This window comes from Burkholderia sp. AW33-5 (assembly GCF_053427615.1).
This window is the reverse complement of record NZ_JBSAXA010000003.1, coordinates 585,184-599,617: the sequence shown is the minus strand read 5'-3', so window position 1 is coordinate 599,617 and position 14,434 is coordinate 585,184. Positions and strand designations below refer to the sequence as shown.

Sequence of the window (14,434 nt, the reverse complement as noted above, 5' to 3'; positions counted from 1 at the left end):
GCGCCGGCGCCGCGCGTTTCGTCAGACTTCGTCAAGTCGAGCGCGTGCTCGATTGACCTTCTCCGGGAATTCCCCTACGATCGATTCCATGCCTTCGGGAAAGACCCGAAGCGTTTCAATCTCTTGAGGGAGCCTCATGAGTACGCAACAGAACCGGCGCTTCGACGCGCTCGTTTTCATTGGTCGTTTCCAGCCCCCGCATCGTGGTCATCTGAACGTGCTGAAGTCGGCACTGAGCCGGGCCGAGCGCGTGTGCGTGCTGATCGGGTCGACCGACAAGCCCCGCACCATCAAGGATCCGTTTTCGTTCGACGAGCGCTGCCAGATGCTGGCTTCGCTGCTCGAGCCGTCCGAGCGCGATCGCGTGACGGTCGCGCCCGTGCAGGATTCGACGTACAACGACGGCGACTGGGTGCGCTGGGTGCAGGATGCCGTGGCCGCCGCGCTCGGCGACGTCGCGCAGCGCAAGGTCGGGCTGATCGGCCACGAAAAGGACGCCACGTCGTATTACCTGCGGATGTTCCCGCAATGGGAGCTGGTCGACGTCGATGCGACCGAAGACATTTCCGCCACCGAAATTCGCGACCAGTATTTCGCCGAACGAACCAACAGCTTCGTGCAATGGGCCGTGCCGGAACCCGTGTTCGGCTGGCTCGAACATTTCCGCACGCAGCCGCAATTCGCGCAGTTGAAGGCCGAAGCCGAATTCATCGCCGCGTATCGCAAGGCTTGGTCGGCCGCACCGTATCCGGTCACGTTCGTGACGGTCGATGCGGTGGTCGTGCACTCCGGCCATATCCTGCTCGTGCGCCGGCGCAGCGAACCGGGTCGCGGCCTGTGGGCGTTGCCGGGCGGCTTCGTGAACCAGGACGAACGGCTCGACGCGGCGTGCATCCGCGAATTGCGCGAGGAAACCGGCCTGAAGCTGCCGGAGCCCGTGCTGCGCGGCTCGATCAAGGATCGCCAGGTGTTCGATCATCCGGCCCGCTCGCTGCGCGGCCGCACGATCACGCACGCGTGCCTGTTCAACTTCCCGACCGGCGAGTTGCCGCGCGTGAAGGGCAGCGACGACGCCGACAAGGCGCGCTGGGTGCCGCTCAACGAATTCGCGCAGATGCGCAACGTGATGTTCGAGGATCACTTCGAGATCGCGTATCACTTCCTGGGGAAGCTGTGACGCGCTGATTCCCCGGATTCCGGTCCGCCGCGACAGACGCGGCGGCACTTCAACGGCCTAGAGGAGCTCTAGCCATGCAAAACGATCCCGGCGGCCTTGCCGCGGTTCTCGCCAATCCGATCCTCAACACGGATTCGTACAAGGCTTCCCACTTCCTGCAATATCCGCCCGACGCGCAGGCGATGTTCTCGTACGTCGAGTCGCGCGGCGGCCGCTACGACCGCACGCTGTTCTTCGGCTTGCAGATGCTGCTGAAGGAATATCTGTGCCGGCCCGTCACGCACGCGATGATCGACGACGCCCGCGATTTCTTCGCGGTGCATGGCGAGCCGTTCAACGAGGACGGCTGGCGCCATATCGTCGAACACTACGACGGTTACCTGCCCGTGAAGATTCGCGCGGTGCCCGAAGGTTCGATCGTGCCGGTGCACAACGTGCTGATGACCGTCGAATGCGACGACCCGAAGGTGTTCTGGCTCGCGTCGTATCTGGAGACGATGCTGCTGCGCGTGTGGTACCCGGTGACGGTCGCGACGCGCAGCTGGCATCTGCGGCAGACGATCCGCCGCTTTCTCGAGAAGACCGACGACGATCTCGCGCAGTTGCCGTTCAAGCTGCACGACTTCGGCGCGCGCGGCGTATCGAGCGCGGAATCGGCCGCGATCGGCGGCGCGGCGCATCTCGTGAGCTTCATGGGTTCGGACACGGTGCTCGGCGTGCTGGCCGCGAACCGCTTCTATCGCGAGCCGATGGCCGCGTATTCGGTGCCGGCGGCCGAGCACAGCACGATCACGTCGTGGGGGCGTGAGCACGAAGCCGATGCGTATCGAAACATGATCGCTCGCTTCGGTCTGCCCGGCGCGATCGTATCGGTCGTGTCGGACTCCTACGATCTGTTCGCCGCGCTCGAGATGTGGGGCGGCGCGCTTCGGCAAGCCGTGATCGATTCGGGCGCGACGCTGGTCGTGCGTCCCGATTCGGGCGACCCCGTGGCGATCGTGCTGCAGACCGTGCGCGCGCTCGACGCATCGTTCGGTTCGACCTTGAACGGCAAGGGTCGGCGCGTGCTGAACCACGTGCGCGTGATCCAGGGCGACGGCGTCGACGAGCTGTCGATCGACGCGATTCTCGCCGCGCTCGACGACGCGGGCTATGCGGCCGGCAACGTCGTGTTCGGGATGGGCGGTGCGCTGCTGCAGCAAGTCAATCGCGATACGCAGCGCTTCGCGATGAAGTGCTCGGCGATCCGGCGCGACGGCGTGTGGTGCGACGTGAGCAAGGATCCGGTCACCGATCCGGGCAAGCGCTCGAAGAGGGGGCGCCTCACGTTGCTGCGCAATCCGCGCACGGGAGAATACCGGACGGTGACGCTGCCGGTCGCGTGGGACGATCGCGCGCTGGAAGGCGAGTGGGACGATGCGCTCGAAACGGTGTTCGATACGGGGAGAATGCTGGCCGATACGACGTTCGCGGAGGTGCGGGCGAGGGCGCACGCGGCGGAAGTGTGACGGTGGTGGCGGGGCGTTCGTGCGTCCCGCCGCCTTCGATGGTCATCGGTCGCCGGCCAGTGTGCGGTCGCTGCGTTCCGCCGCACGCGTCGCGTCCATCGCCCGCGCCAGCGCATCGAACACCGCCGGCCCCTTGCAGCGCGACACGTTGAAGCGCATGAACGACGTCGCGCCGTGCGACGCGCTGAACACGTTGCCGGGCGCGAGCACCACATCGTGGTCGAGTGCATGACGCGCCACGCGCGCGGCATCGAGCCCGTCGGGCAGTTCCGCCCAGACGAACAGGCCGCCGCGCGGTTCGGTCCAGATCCCGAGCCCGGCGCGCGCGAGCCGCCGGATCGTTTCGCCCATCGCATCGGCCAGCTGCGCACGCAGGCCGTCGAGATGGCGCCGGTAGGTGCCGTCGACCAGCAGCCGGTGCACGACGTTCGCGCCGATCTGCGCGTTGCCGAACGACGTTGCGAGCTTCAGGTCGACGAGCGCGTCGATCCATTCGGGGCGCGCGGCGACATAGCCGCAACGGATCGCGGCCGAAAGCGTCTTCGAGAAGCTGCCGATCGACACGACGCGCGACAGCCCGTCGAATGCCGCAAGGCGCGGCGCGGGCGTGCTCTCGAAATCCGCGAAGATGTCGTCCTCGACGATCAGCAAGCCGTGCTCGGCCGCCAGCGTCAGCAGCCGGTGCGCGACCGGCGGCGCGAGCGTCGCGCCGGTCGGGTTGTGCAGCGCCGCGTTGGTGATGTACAGACGCGGCCGATGCTCGGCGAGCACCTGCTCGAAGCGTGCGAGATCGGGGCCGTTGGGCGTGAACGGCACGCTGACGATCCGCGCGCGATGCGCGCGCAGCAGCGCCTGGAAGTTGAAGTAGCACGGATCGTCGAGCACGACGGTGTCGCCGGGCTCCAGCAGCAGCCGGCACACGAGATCGAGCGCGTGCGTGCCGCCGTCGGTCAGCATGATCTGCGTGGGCTCCGCATGGACGCCGTGCTGCGCGAGCCGCCACGCCAGCTGCTGGCGCAACGCGGGCAGCCCGAGCGGCGTCGCGTAGTCGGTCAGCGCGTCGGGTTCGTCGCGCGACGCTGCGCGCAGCGCACGTCGCAGGCTCTCGTCCGGCAGCCACGACGACGGCAGCCAGCCGCAGCCGGGCTTCACCGAGTTCGGCGCCGCCTCGAGCGCCTGACGCGACAGCCACAGCGGATCGAGTTCTCGATCGAGGCGCGGGCCGAGTTCGGCGAGCGCGAGCGGCGGCGCGTGGCCCGACACGTAGAAGCCGGAGCCGCGCCGCGCGACGAGCACGCCTTCGCTCGCGAGCCGCTCGTACGCGTCGACGACGGTCGACTTCGACACGTGCAATGCGTCGGCCATCATCCGGATCGACGGCACGCGCGCGCCGGGCATCAGCGCGCGGCTCGCGATCCTTGCACGCAGCGTGTCCATCACGGTTTCCACGCGCGTGCGCGACGGCGCGGGCGGAGCAGGGGCTTGCACGGAACGGCTCATGGCGAGAGGGAACTGTACGGTCGGTTGTCCAGTACAGTTTGTCCGGATTGTATTGGGCTGTAGCTTACGCGCTTTTCACGGGCGGCGGATCATCGGTCATCCACCTTGTTCCGATCAGGATTTCCCGTGCAAAAGACGACCGACGGATGGCTCAGCGGCCTGCTGGGCGTGATCATCTTCAGTGGCTCGCTGCCCGCGACGCGCGTCGCGGTGCAGGGGCTCGACCCGCTGTTCCTCACGTTCGCGCGCGCGACGATCGCCGGCGTGCTCGGCCTGATCCTGCTCGCCGGGCTGAAGCAGAAGCGGCCGACGCGTGCCGAGACCGCGTCGCTCGTCGTCGTCGCGCTCGGGGTCGTGGTCGGTTTTCCGTTGCTGACGGCGCTGGCGCTCAAGCACGTGACGTCCGCGCATGCGATCGTGTTCGTCGGGCTGCTGCCGCTCGCGACCGCGCTGTTCGGCGTCTGGCGGGGCGGCGAACGGCCGCGGCTGCCGTTCTGGATCTTCTCGCTGGTCGGCAGCGGTGCGGTGGCCGCGTTCGCGCTGCGCAACGGCGGAAGCGCGTCGGTGGCGGGCGATGCGCTGATGCTGGCCGCGATCGTCGCGTGCGGGCTCGGCTATGCGGAGGGCGCGCGCCTGTCGCGTCAGCTCGGGGGCTGGCAGGTAATCTCGTGGGCGCTCGTGCTGTCGCTGCCGGTGATGCTGCCGCTCGCGTGGTTCACGTGGCCCGCGACGTTCGACGGCGTCGACGCCGCCGCGCTGTGGGGGCTCGCGTACGTGTCGCTGTTCAGCATGCTGATCGGCTTCGTGTTCTGGTATCGCGGCTTGGCGCTCGGCGGGATCGCGGGCGTCGGCCAGCTTCAGTTGCTGCAGCCGTTCTTCGGTTTCCTGCTCGCGGCCGGGCTGCTGCACGAGACGGTGCCGCCGTCGATGCTCGCGGTGACGGTCGTGGTCGTCGGCTGCGTCGCGGGTGCGAAGTACTTCTCGAAGATGGCGCCCGTGCGGCGCGCGAGCTGATTCACGCACCGCGGTCGCGCGACGACGTGACGGGTGCCGCCCGTTCGCCGTCGCGCACGCGTGGCTTGCGGCTTATCCCATCACGACGTTCGCGAGCCGGAACTGATACGCGGTCGCGGTGGTGCCGCCGCCGCCGCCCGTCATCACGATGTCGGCGCTCTTGATCCCCAGCAGCGACAGTTCGGTGTTGATGTCGGACAGCACGGCCGAGTTCATCACCGCGCCCTGTTCGATCTGCGATGCCGTGCCGATCCACAGCGTCGGCTTGAACTCGAACACCGCTTTCTGCCCCGGCACGATGCCCGTCTTGTGCGCGAGCAGCCGGTTGTCCTTGAAGACCGACGCGGTGATCGCCCCCTGGCTCAGGTCGTTGCGCAGCTGGATCTCGCGCGACGTCGGCGCCGGGCCGGCCAGCGCCAGCACGTTGCCCGACGTCGCGCGCGACACGGTGAAAACCTGTCCGTTGTCCGCGCGCTTCTGCGGCATGTAGTTGCCGTCGGCATCGCTCGCGGAGACGGTCGTCAGCATCGGGAACACGAACGGGTGGTTGTCGCCGCGCCCGCAGTTGGTGATCACCTTCCACGCGATCGCGAGCTCGTCGAAGTCCGTCGACACGTTCTTCTGGAAGATTACGATCTGGCTGTTGTTGACGTCGTTCGACAGGTTGACGAAGTTGAGATTGATGTCCATGAGTCACCTTGATTCGATTTGGAGAACTGATTGAAGGGGCGCCGGCCGTGCGTCGCCGGCGCACGGACCGTTACGCCATCACCACGTTTTCCAGCCGGAACGTGAACGGCATCGAGCGCGGGCCGGGGCCGCCGCCGGTCATCACGATGTCGGCGCTCGCGATGCCGAGCAGCGACAGTTCCGTGTTGATGTCGGAGATCACCGCGGAATTCATCAGCGCGCCCTGTTCGATCTGCGACGCGACGCCGATCCAGATCGTCGGCTTGAACTGGAACACGGCCTTCTGGCCCGGCGCGACGGACGTCTTGCGCGCGAGCGCGCTGCCGTCCTTGTAGATCGTCGCGTTGATCGCGCCGGCCGGCAGGTCGTTGCGCACCTGCACCTCGGAGCTCGCGCCCGGGTCGCCGCCGAGCTGCAGCACGTCGCCCGAGCTGGAGCGCACGACCTGGAACACCTGGCCGTTCGCGGCGACCTGCTGCGGCATGTAGTTGCCCCAGCTGTCGCTCGCGCTCACGCTCATCGTCATCGGGAACTTGAACGGATGGTTGTCGCCCTGGCCGCAATTGCGGATCACCTTCCACGCGATCGCGAGTTCGTCGAAGTCGGTCGCCACGTTCTTCTGGAAGATCACGACGCTCGAGTTGTTCGCGTCGTTCGAGCGGTTGATCAGGTTCAGTTGGATATCCACGTCGTTGCTCCTTGAGTTTGAAAAAACGGCAGTCGGTCTGCCGCACACCTTTCCCGCCGGCCCGGCCGCGAAGCCGTGCCGTCAAGCCGGTTCAAGCCGTGTCGGGCGGCGCTACGCGCGCACGATGTGTTCGAGCGCGAACGCAAACGGCTGCGCGTCGGTGCCGGTGCCGCCGCCCGTCATCACGATGTCCGCCGCCGCGACGCCCGCCAGCGGCAGAAGCGTGTTCGCGCTCGACATCACCGCCGCGTGCAGCGCGCGGCTTTCCTGTATCTGCGACGCCACGCCGATCCAGAGCGTCGGCGTGAAGCGGAACACGGCCTTCTGCCCGGGCGCGACCGCTTCCTTCACCGCGATCAGCCGGCCCGCGCTGAACGCGTTGACGTTCACGGCGCCGCGCGGCAACCGGTTGACGACCTCGATGTCGCCGCCCGGCGCGTCGGCCGGGTCGGGCACGAGCCGGCCGCGTCCGGTCGGCTGCGCGTCGACCACGAAGCGCACGCCGGCGGGCGCCGCGACGCGCGGCGAGAAGTTGCCGTGCTCGTCGCCGAGCGCGACGTCGATGTCGGTCGAGTAGTCGAACGGATGGAAGCAGTCGCGCCCGCAATAGCGGATCACCTTCCACGCGATCGCAAATGCGTCGAGATCGGGGATCACGTCGCGCTGGAACAGCACGACTTCGCTGTTGCCGCAGTCGTTCGAGCGGTTGACGAAGCGGAGCTTGATGTTCATGACGTTTGCTCCTGATCGGACGTGCCGCGATCGTCGCGCAGCGTGCGGTCGGCCCACTGCGCAAGCGCGGGCGCGACGCCGTTCGCGAGCGACGCGACGTGCAGCGCATGGGCGCGCGCCTGGGCCTGCAGGTCGCCCGCGAAGCGGCCGAGCGCCATCGCGGCATCGGCGGGGCCGCGCGTGCGGGCGAGATCGTCGAGGTATTGCGCGGCCGCGTCGGCCATCGCGCCCGCATGCTGCAGGTGGCTCTGCGTGAAGCGCGTCGCGAGATCGGCGTTCAGCGCCGCCAGCTCCTTGACCGCGGCGGCCGAGCTGCCGGGCGCGAACCGTTCGAGCTGGCTGCGCCACGACGCGTCGATCGCGGCCTGGCAGGCGTCGGAGTAACGGTGGCCGGCGAGCAGCGCGGTGTGCGCGAACGCGCGCCACGCGGGGCCGCCGGACGTGCCGCCGGCGCCGGTCGTCTGCGCTGCGACCTTGCCGAACAGCTGAAGCGCGTCGGCGTGCGCGCGTTCCCATTGGGCGATGAACGTGGAGAACATGGCGATTCCTCGTGATGAAGGGGCGGTGACGGCTGCCGGTACGCGGATTACTGACGCGCGGCGCCGAGGCGCTGCACCATCCGCATCACGGCGGCCATCTGCGGCGCGTCGCGGCGGTAGAAGCCGGGATTGAGCGGATCGGTGCTCGTATAGCCCCAGAAATCCCAGCAGCCGAGCGGATTGACGGCCGATTTCTCGACCTGCGGATAGAGCACGATCAGCCGGTTCGTGTCGGCGATCTCGTTGTAGCCGACGCCGCGAATCATCTTCTCGCCGACGGCCGCGACGTTCTGCACGCAGCCGTGGAACACCACGTGCACCGCGCAGGCCGTGCGCTCGCAGTCGGCCGGCACGTATGCATAACCCGTGTCGCCGAGCGACGCGCCGCGCCGCGGATCGAACGCGCGCTGATCGAACTTCAGCAGCTTGCCGCCTGCCTGGGCGGCCGGCGGATTGAGCGGCTTGTCGGGGGTGCCGTAGATCCAGCGCACGATGTCGTGCGCTTGCTCGAAGCCGCAGTTGTCGATATACGGGCTCGCGTTCGCACTGCATGCGTTGTCTTCGGGGCGGTTCGTGATGAACGCATGGCCGGCGTCCGGCGATTCGCGGTACTGAATGTTCGCGGCCGGGACCTGTGCGAGCGTGTAGAAGCGCGCGGTCTGGTCGACGACGCGCGTCGACACCACCGTATCCTTCGCGCCGCTGAACACGTAGATGCGCTGAGCGCGCAGCGCGGCCGGATCGTCGATCTCGCCGCGCTGCGCGAACATGCGCGCGGCGCGCCAGGCATCGGCCGCGGATGGCGCGGGGCCGATCGGCTGCATGCACAGCGTGGTCGCGGCCACCGCCGGCGGGATCAGCGCGTTCACGCCCGCGCAGTAGAACGGGCCGCCCGCGACGATGCCCGCGCCGATCAGCCGGCTCGAGAACGCGACGTCGAACTGCGCGGCCATGAAGCCGCCGGACGACAGCCCCGACACCGACGTGCGCGAGAGGTCGGCGCCATATGCGGGCAGCGGATCGGCGGGGGCGGCGGCGGCGTGCGGCGCGACCGTCGCCACGGCGGCGACGGCGACGCATGCGGCGCCGAGCACGCGTCGCAGCGTGCGCGAAACGGTGAAATGGGGCGACGTCGTGCGGCCGGGCGAGCGAGTGATCTTCATGCGGGGCTCCTGTCGTGACGAGTAACGAACGTGAATGACGAACGGCTGGAACGGATGCGGCAAGATTTCAGCGACGGTTTCAGCTTACGGGCAGCCGACGACAGGCGAAATGGCGCGAACGACATGCGCGGCGACCCGTGACGTTCGGCCGGTGCGGTGTCCCGTCGCTCACGACAGAAACAGCGCGCGCTCGGCCCGGCGGCGCTTCGTGAGCCCCGCGAGCGGCTTGCCGCCGGCCTTGTTCCAGACGAGGAACTGATCGGCCGCGCGCGCGCTCGCGCCGGCGTTCAGGTAGCGCAGCAGCGTGGACGAGCGCAGCCGTCCCGCGCCGAGATTGAAGACGAACGACATCAGCGCATCGAACTGCTGCTGCGTGACCGGCACGCGCAGCAGCTTGCGCAGGTTCAGCTCGGCGCCGCGCAGGTCGCGCCGCAACAGCGCCTCGGCTTCGGCCGGCGTGAGCGGTCGCGTGAAGCGCTCGTTCGGCAGGATCAGGTGCCCGTAGCCGATCGTCGGCTTGCCGACCGCGTCGAGGTAGCGCGCGAGCCGCAGCCCCTCGAACTGCTTGATCAGCGCGATGCCTTGCTCACCGGTGTGTTCAGGCTGGTTCGCCATCGTCGTTCTCCTTGCTGCCCGGCCGTGCGCGCGGCACCAGGCGATGCGTGTATTCGTCGATCACGCGCATGATCGCTTCGGGCGGCGGCAGCGCCGCGAACTGCATTTCGATGTCGATGTGCTCGGTGTCGCGCTGCCGCGCGTTGCCCTGTGCGTCTTTCTTCCCGGAGGGCGGCGCGAACGTCACGTAGAAACGGCTGCGCTGATCGTCGCCGCCCGCGACGCCGCCGGCCGGCAACGCCTCGGTGAAGTCGCCGCGCACGGTCAGGTGCACGATCATCCGGTCGAGCGCGAGCCCGCGCGGCGTGGCGAGCGCGACGAGCGGCACCGGCATCGAGTGCTCCGCGTCGAGCGCGACCGTGACCTCGCGTGGCGCGAGCAGGCCGTCGTCGCGCAGGTCGAAGAACTGGTCGAGCACGGCCGTGTACTGGTGCGCGAGCAGTTGGTTCGCGGCGGCCGCCGCGTGCTGCATCCCGCGCGCGATTTCGTCGAGCGCGATGCCGCGTGGCGGCGGGCGCTCGTCGTCGGCAGGCGTGCCGGGCGGCGCCGGTGGGGCCGGCGGAGCGGGGGGCACGCCGCCGGCGGACGCGCCGGGCACGGCGCCCGGTGCGTCGTGCGCGCCTGGCGCGGCCCCGGCCGGCGAGCCGGAGACGTCGGGCGGCACGTGGCGCGCCGGATCGGCGGTTACCGCGGCCGGCGCAGCGGTGCCCGCGACCGTCCCGGCAGTGCCGGCCGCCGGATCGGCCGGCGGCGGGACCGGCCCGTCCGGTTCCGCTCGGGCGGTGCGGCCGCCCGGACGCGTATCTCCGTCGTCCCGCCCGCCGCCCGCGCGGCGAGACCGTCTGAAGAGCCTGAACATGGCCGGCCCGCGCGCTTACGCGTGCGCCGGCTGCTGGGCATCCGCACCGGCGCCGGCAGGCGCGGCCGCGCTACCGCCCGCGCCCGACGCATCGCCGACCAGCTTGCCGTCGGTCGGCGTCGCCGGCAGCGGCTTCACGGCCTTCGCGTTGCCTTCCGTGACGACCGGCTTGGTCGCGGCTTCGGTCAGGAAGTCGATCACGCGCATCAGCGCTTCGGGCGGCGACTGGCGCTTCACCTGCGTATGGATCGAATATTTCGCGCGCGTGTCGGTGCTGCGCGTCTGCTCCGCCTTGTGCGACACGCGCCCGGACACGCTGACGCTGATCGGCCCCCAGCCGAACTTCGCCTGGAATTCGCCGCCGGCCTCGGTCGACGACGACGACTTCTCCGATTGCGTGATCTCCATCTCGAAGTCGATCGTGCCTTCCTCGATCGCGATGATCGGATGGACGATCGCCGCGAGCAGCGGGATGCGCATCGTCTTCTGCACGACGCCCTTCGACACGCCGCTTTCGTCCACCAGCGTCTCGTCGTAGTCGAACTGGACGGCCACGGCCTTGCCGCCCTGGATGCAGACCTGCATCAGGAAATCCGCGTAGCTCTTCGCGGCCTGCGTCTGCGCGCTGATCATCGCCTTTAACGGGCCGGCGATCATTTGGTCCATGGGTAAAGCGTTAATCACTGAGCCGATGAAATTCGCGTCCATGAATAAACTCCTCTTCGTGTTGAAGACAACGGAAATTCGTTGTCTTTATTCACGTTAGGAAATTGAAGACGTTTACAAAATATGACGTCCGTCACGTCCGGCGGCCCTGGCCGGCCCGCGGCGGGCATCGGTATGCGCGGCGGGGTGGGGCGTGGATGAATTAGGCCATTCGTCACGGAGCGACGGGCCTAGTGCGCGGCGGGTAAAACAGCGGTAAAAAAAACGCCGGGTAGGGAAGCAAAAAAACCTAAACCGAGCATCCCGATTTCGAGGAAACCGCGCAATGAACGTTCTGATGATCGATAGCCCGCCGTTATTCGTCGCGGGCGTGGCGGACGTACTGTGTAAACGCGATGTCGACTGGCACGTATGGTCGGCCCGCCGTCCCGAGGACGTCTTGCGCTTGCGCGACGCGTTGCTGCCCGGGACGGTCGAGGCGATCACGATCGAATGCGGCGAGCAGGCCGCGCGGCCGAGCTGGCCGAGCGTGCTGAACGAGACGTTCGCCGGCGCGCCGTGGCTGTGCGTGGTGGCCGTCGTGTGCCGCCGCACGATTGCCGATGCGCTGCTGGCGGGGGCGGCCGGCATCATCGACCGGCACGCGAGCGCCGACGAGTTCGCGGATGCGCTCGGCCGGGTCGCGGCCGGCGCGATCTACGTGCCGCCGAACGACGGCGGCGCGACGCAGGCGCGCCCGGGCGGCGCACCGGCCGGGGACGATCGCGCATTCGAGCGTCTGACGCCGCGCCAGCGCGAGGTGCTGCGGCTGCTGGCCGAAGGCAAGTCGAACAAGCAGATCTGCCGTGTACTGAATGTCGCGGAGGGCACGATCAAGAACCATCTGTATGCGCTGTTCCGCCAGATCGGCGTGAGCAACCGGACCGAGGCCGCATTGTGGCTCGCGCGCCACGTGCCGTCCGAGCCGGCGGCATTCGCGTTCGCGCCCGTTTGCAGTTCGCCGGGGTGATGCGGGCGACGGCCGGCTGCGCGCGGCGCCGCGAACGGCGCGCCAGCGCCGCGTCGCGCTACTGCCGGGGCGCGTCGGGCGGAAGCGGATCGTCCGCGGCCGACGGCGCGGGGTGGGCCGCGAGCATCGCGCGCGTGAATTCGGCGAGGCGCGCGCGCACGACCTCGGCGGACGCCGCGCCGTCGAGCGATTGCTGCAGATCGAGCAGGTTGGCCGCCAGTTCGCCCTGCCACTGCGCGCGTTCGCTGGCGGCGCGCGCGCGATTCGCGGCGAGCGCCGCGCCGACGTCGGTCGAGCGGTCGCCCTGCACCAGCGTCTCGAGCGTTTCGACGAGCCTTTGCAGCACGCGATGCACGGCCGTCGCCGAGAAGCCGCCGAGCATCGCGAGCGCCGGCCGTCCGAAGTTGTGCATGCTGCCCTGTGCGAACAGCTGCGCCGGCAGCATCTGGACGATGATCAGGCCGGCGATCACGCCGAGAATCAGCCGCGCGCCGTACGATGCGTCATATTTCGGATCGTAGGTCGACGCGGCGACGTAGTGGTGTGCCTGGAACAGCGTGGCGAACGACGCGCCGAGCCCCGCGCAGCACAGCAGGAACGTCGTGTTCCACAGCAGCTGCATGCCGTTGGATTGCAGGAAGCCACGCTCGATGTTCTCGCCCGACACGTGCGGCGACAGGCTCGTCAGCACGACCGCGAGCAGGAAGCCGAGCGCGGAGCCGGTCAGCAGCCGGATCAGTGGCACCGGGCCCAGCCACGCGAACGGATGCGCCTGGCGCCGGTGCATGTCGAGCAACGTGACGGCCTGCGGCGTCGCGGGCGCGACGAGCGTCGCGAGCTTGCGGTGGATCGCCGTGAGCGCCTGCTGCTGCGCGGGCGTCAGCGGCGTGGCGGGCGATGCGCCGGCCGACGGGGCGGCCGAGCCGGCGGCCGCGATCAGCGCCGCCAGCCGCGCGACGAGTTCGGGCTCGATCGGCAGCCCGTGATGGAGCGCATAGCGCGCCATCGCCTCGCATTCGTCGCACAGCTGCGCGGCAAGATCGTCCGGTGCGCGTGTCGGCTCCGGCATCGCCGGCCGCGCGCGCCAGCGTCCGAAGCGCGGGGCGCCCATGTCACGGTGCGCCGTCCGCGTCCGGCACGTCCACGTCGAACGCGTGGATCGCGACGCGTTCGCGGTCCGCGCTCGACAGGTGGCGCACGCACGGCGCTTCGGCGACGCGCTGCCAGTGTGTCCGCGCGCGGTCGACCGCGAACACGACGACCTCCTTGCGGCGGCGCCCGTCGTTGTGAGCGATGTATTGCAGCGAGTCGGGCACGTCGAACGCGCGATCGGTCGGATTCACGCCGTACGACAGCACGAAGTCGAGCACGAGCGCGCCGTCGTCGAGATGCGGCGGCTTGACGTCGTTGCCCGGATGCTGGCGCCATTTCAGGAAGTCGAGGCAGATGTCGATGCCGAACGGCGGCGCGTCGCCGAGCCGGTTGTCGAAGCTGTCCGACAGGCGCGGCCCCTGGTACGGCGACGACGGCGGCGCCTCGGCCGTTGCGCTTTGCGGCGATACGTCGCTCGTCTTCAGCACCTCCACCAGCGTGCCGTCGCCGAGCCGAAACGTATGGGTGAACGGCGTGTCGAGCGCGTCGACCGATTCGCCGTAGTCGATCCACGACGTGTGCCGCTTCGGCCAGATCGCCGCGCGGCGCGATGCGTCGTCATCGCCGTCACCGTCTTCGTCGAGCGCGAGCGGCGGCAGGAAATTGGTCGTCGCGAACGTGAAATTCAGCGACACGTACGGCCCGACGAGCGGGCCGTCATCGGGCACGTCGGCCGCCGTCTCGTGTTTGACGAGCATCGCGACGGTGCCGGGCAGGAACACGATCGGCCCGTACTGATGCACCGGAAAGCGTTCGGCGATGGCGCCGATCGCGCGCCGTACGGGGTCGAGCTGCAGGTCGACCAGCGCATGGAGTTCGTCGACGTCGTGCAGCGCGTCCCACGGCACGTTCCAGTAGAACTCGGGCGCGGTGACGAACGTGACGCAGCGCGCATCGTCATCTTTCACGTCGCGGCGGACGGCTTCGAACGCGCTCGACAGCGCACCGCTCAGGTGATTGAGCGCGACCCGCTGCACGCGTGCAGCATACGCGTCGAGTGCTTCGTCGGGCGCGCGCAAGGGCTTGGAGTCGCACGCGTGGCGCACGGAAACGATTCGGACTGCTTGTTTCATGATGGATTCCTCTTCCTCGATGACGGCGGTGCAGCGCTTCAGGCCGCGT

At 69.0% G+C, this 14,434-nt stretch carries 15 protein-coding genes; 4 read left to right on the top strand and 11 right to left on the bottom strand.

The window, feature by feature from the left end:
* Window positions 1-136 precede the first annotated feature (136 nt).
* Together ACV22V_RS09560 and ACV22V_RS09555 are read left to right on the top strand one after the other, a co-directional pair.
* A complete protein-coding gene (locus tag ACV22V_RS09560) occupies window positions 137-1,177 on the top strand; it encodes a bifunctional nicotinamide-nucleotide adenylyltransferase/Nudix hydroxylase (RefSeq protein WP_059526842.1) in 1,041 nt (346 codons plus the stop codon).
* 74 nt (window positions 1,178-1,251) lie between these two features.
* A complete protein-coding gene (locus ACV22V_RS09555; protein WP_448013651.1) occupies window positions 1,252-2,685 on the top strand; it encodes a nicotinate phosphoribosyltransferase in 1,434 nt (477 codons plus the stop codon).
* 42 nt (window positions 2,686-2,727) lie between these two features.
* On the opposite strand, the gene ACV22V_RS09550 is transcribed toward ACV22V_RS09555, so the two are convergent.
* The gene (locus ACV22V_RS09550) at window positions 2,728-4,185 is read right to left on the bottom strand and encodes an aminotransferase-like domain-containing protein (RefSeq protein ID WP_059699115.1); all 1,458 of its coding nucleotides are present in this window, start codon (window positions 4,183-4,185) and stop codon (window positions 2,728-2,730) included.
* Between the two features lie 126 nt (window positions 4,186-4,311).
* Between ACV22V_RS09550 and ACV22V_RS09545 the strand changes: the two genes are divergently transcribed.
* Window positions 4,312-5,199 carry a DMT family transporter gene (locus tag ACV22V_RS09545; protein ID WP_448013650.1) on the top strand — a complete coding sequence of 296 codons (888 nt, stop codon included), beginning with the start codon at window positions 4,312-4,314 and terminating at the stop codon, window positions 5,197-5,199.
* A gap of 72 nt (window positions 5,200-5,271) precedes the next feature.
* On the opposite strand, the gene ACV22V_RS09540 is transcribed toward ACV22V_RS09545, so the two are convergent.
* From ACV22V_RS09540 to ACV22V_RS09505, 8 genes are all read right to left on the bottom strand, one after another.
* Window positions 5,272-5,889: a hypothetical protein gene (locus ACV22V_RS09540; protein ID WP_059692123.1), complete on the bottom strand. Its 618-nt coding sequence runs from the start codon at window positions 5,887-5,889 to the stop codon at window positions 5,272-5,274.
* A gap of 70 nt (window positions 5,890-5,959) precedes the next feature.
* Window positions 5,960-6,577, bottom strand: a complete 618-nt coding sequence (locus tag ACV22V_RS09535; RefSeq protein WP_059526829.1) for a hypothetical protein — start codon at window positions 6,575-6,577, stop codon at window positions 5,960-5,962.
* A gap of 111 nt (window positions 6,578-6,688) precedes the next feature.
* Entirely contained in the window at window positions 6,689-7,309 is a 621-nt protein-coding gene (locus ACV22V_RS09530; protein ID WP_059699112.1) for a hypothetical protein, read from the bottom strand.
* A complete protein-coding gene (locus tag ACV22V_RS09525; protein ID WP_059526824.1) occupies window positions 7,306-7,848 on the bottom strand; it encodes a hypothetical protein in 543 nt (180 codons plus the stop codon). Before ACV22V_RS09525 ends, ACV22V_RS09530 begins: the two co-directional genes overlap by 4 nt.
* 47 nt (window positions 7,849-7,895) lie before the next feature.
* Window positions 7,896-9,011 (bottom strand): extracellular catalytic domain type 2 short-chain-length polyhydroxyalkanoate depolymerase, encoded by a 1,116-nt coding sequence (locus tag ACV22V_RS09520; RefSeq protein ID WP_448013649.1) that lies wholly within the window; start codon window positions 9,009-9,011, stop codon window positions 7,896-7,898.
* A 168-nt stretch (window positions 9,012-9,179) separates the two neighbouring features.
* Window positions 9,180-9,626, bottom strand: a complete 447-nt coding sequence (locus tag ACV22V_RS09515) for a lysozyme (protein WP_059449501.1) — start codon at window positions 9,624-9,626, stop codon at window positions 9,180-9,182.
* On the bottom strand, window positions 9,610-10,290 hold the full coding sequence (locus tag ACV22V_RS09510; protein WP_448013648.1) for a DUF2589 domain-containing protein: 681 nt from the start codon (window positions 10,288-10,290) through the stop codon (window positions 9,610-9,612). Before ACV22V_RS09510 ends, ACV22V_RS09515 begins: the two co-directional genes overlap by 17 nt.
* 210 nt (window positions 10,291-10,500) lie before the next feature.
* A complete protein-coding gene (locus ACV22V_RS09505) occupies window positions 10,501-11,193 on the bottom strand; it encodes a DUF2589 domain-containing protein (RefSeq protein ID WP_059526817.1) in 693 nt (230 codons plus the stop codon).
* Between the two features lie 283 nt (window positions 11,194-11,476).
* Here ACV22V_RS09505 and ACV22V_RS09500 point away from each other — a divergent pair, with 283 nt between their 5' ends.
* A complete protein-coding gene (locus tag ACV22V_RS09500; protein ID WP_059526814.1) occupies window positions 11,477-12,160 on the top strand; it encodes a helix-turn-helix transcriptional regulator in 684 nt (227 codons plus the stop codon).
* A gap of 58 nt (window positions 12,161-12,218) precedes the next feature.
* On the opposite strand, the gene ACV22V_RS09495 is transcribed toward ACV22V_RS09500, so the two are convergent.
* Complete coding sequence (locus ACV22V_RS09495) at window positions 12,219-13,271, bottom strand: hypothetical protein (RefSeq protein WP_156443183.1); 1,053 nt, start codon at window positions 13,269-13,271, stop codon at window positions 12,219-12,221.
* A 1-nt stretch (window position 13,272) separates the two neighbouring features.
* Window positions 13,273-14,385: a hypothetical protein gene (locus ACV22V_RS09490; RefSeq protein WP_448013647.1), complete on the bottom strand. Its 1,113-nt coding sequence runs from the start codon at window positions 14,383-14,385 to the stop codon at window positions 13,273-13,275.
* Window positions 14,386-14,434: the final 49 nt, after the last annotated feature.

Coding starts and splice junctions, on each gene's coding strand:
- ACV22V_RS09550 (WP_059699115.1), bottom strand. CDS start 4,185: ATGAGCCGTTCCGTGCAAGCCCCTGCTCCGCCCGCGCCGTCGCGCACG.
- ACV22V_RS09525 (WP_059526824.1), bottom strand. CDS start 7,848: ATGTTCTCCACGTTCATCGCCCAATGGGAACGCGCGCACGCCGACGCG.
- ACV22V_RS09500 (WP_059526814.1), top strand. CDS start 11,477: ATGAACGTTCTGATGATCGATAGCCCGCCGTTATTCGTCGCGGGCGTG.
- ACV22V_RS09490 (WP_448013647.1), bottom strand. CDS start 14,385: ATGAAACAAGCAGTCCGAATCGTTTCCGTGCGCCACGCGTGCGACTCC.
- ACV22V_RS09555 (WP_448013651.1), top strand. CDS start 1,252: ATGCAAAACGATCCCGGCGGCCTTGCCGCGGTTCTCGCCAATCCGATC.
- ACV22V_RS09530 (WP_059699112.1), bottom strand. CDS start 7,309: ATGAACATCAAGCTCCGCTTCGTCAACCGCTCGAACGACTGCGGCAAC.
- ACV22V_RS09540 (WP_059692123.1), bottom strand. CDS start 5,889: ATGGACATCAATCTCAACTTCGTCAACCTGTCGAACGACGTCAACAAC.
- ACV22V_RS09505 (WP_059526817.1), bottom strand. CDS start 11,193: ATGGACGCGAATTTCATCGGCTCAGTGATTAACGCTTTACCCATGGAC.
- ACV22V_RS09515 (WP_059449501.1), bottom strand. CDS start 9,626: ATGGCGAACCAGCCTGAACACACCGGTGAGCAAGGCATCGCGCTGATC.
- ACV22V_RS09560 (WP_059526842.1), top strand. CDS start 137: ATGAGTACGCAACAGAACCGGCGCTTCGACGCGCTCGTTTTCATTGGT.
- ACV22V_RS09495 (WP_156443183.1), bottom strand. CDS start 13,271: ATGGGCGCCCCGCGCTTCGGACGCTGGCGCGCGCGGCCGGCGATGCCG.
- ACV22V_RS09520 (WP_448013649.1), bottom strand. CDS start 9,011: ATGAAGATCACTCGCTCGCCCGGCCGCACGACGTCGCCCCATTTCACC.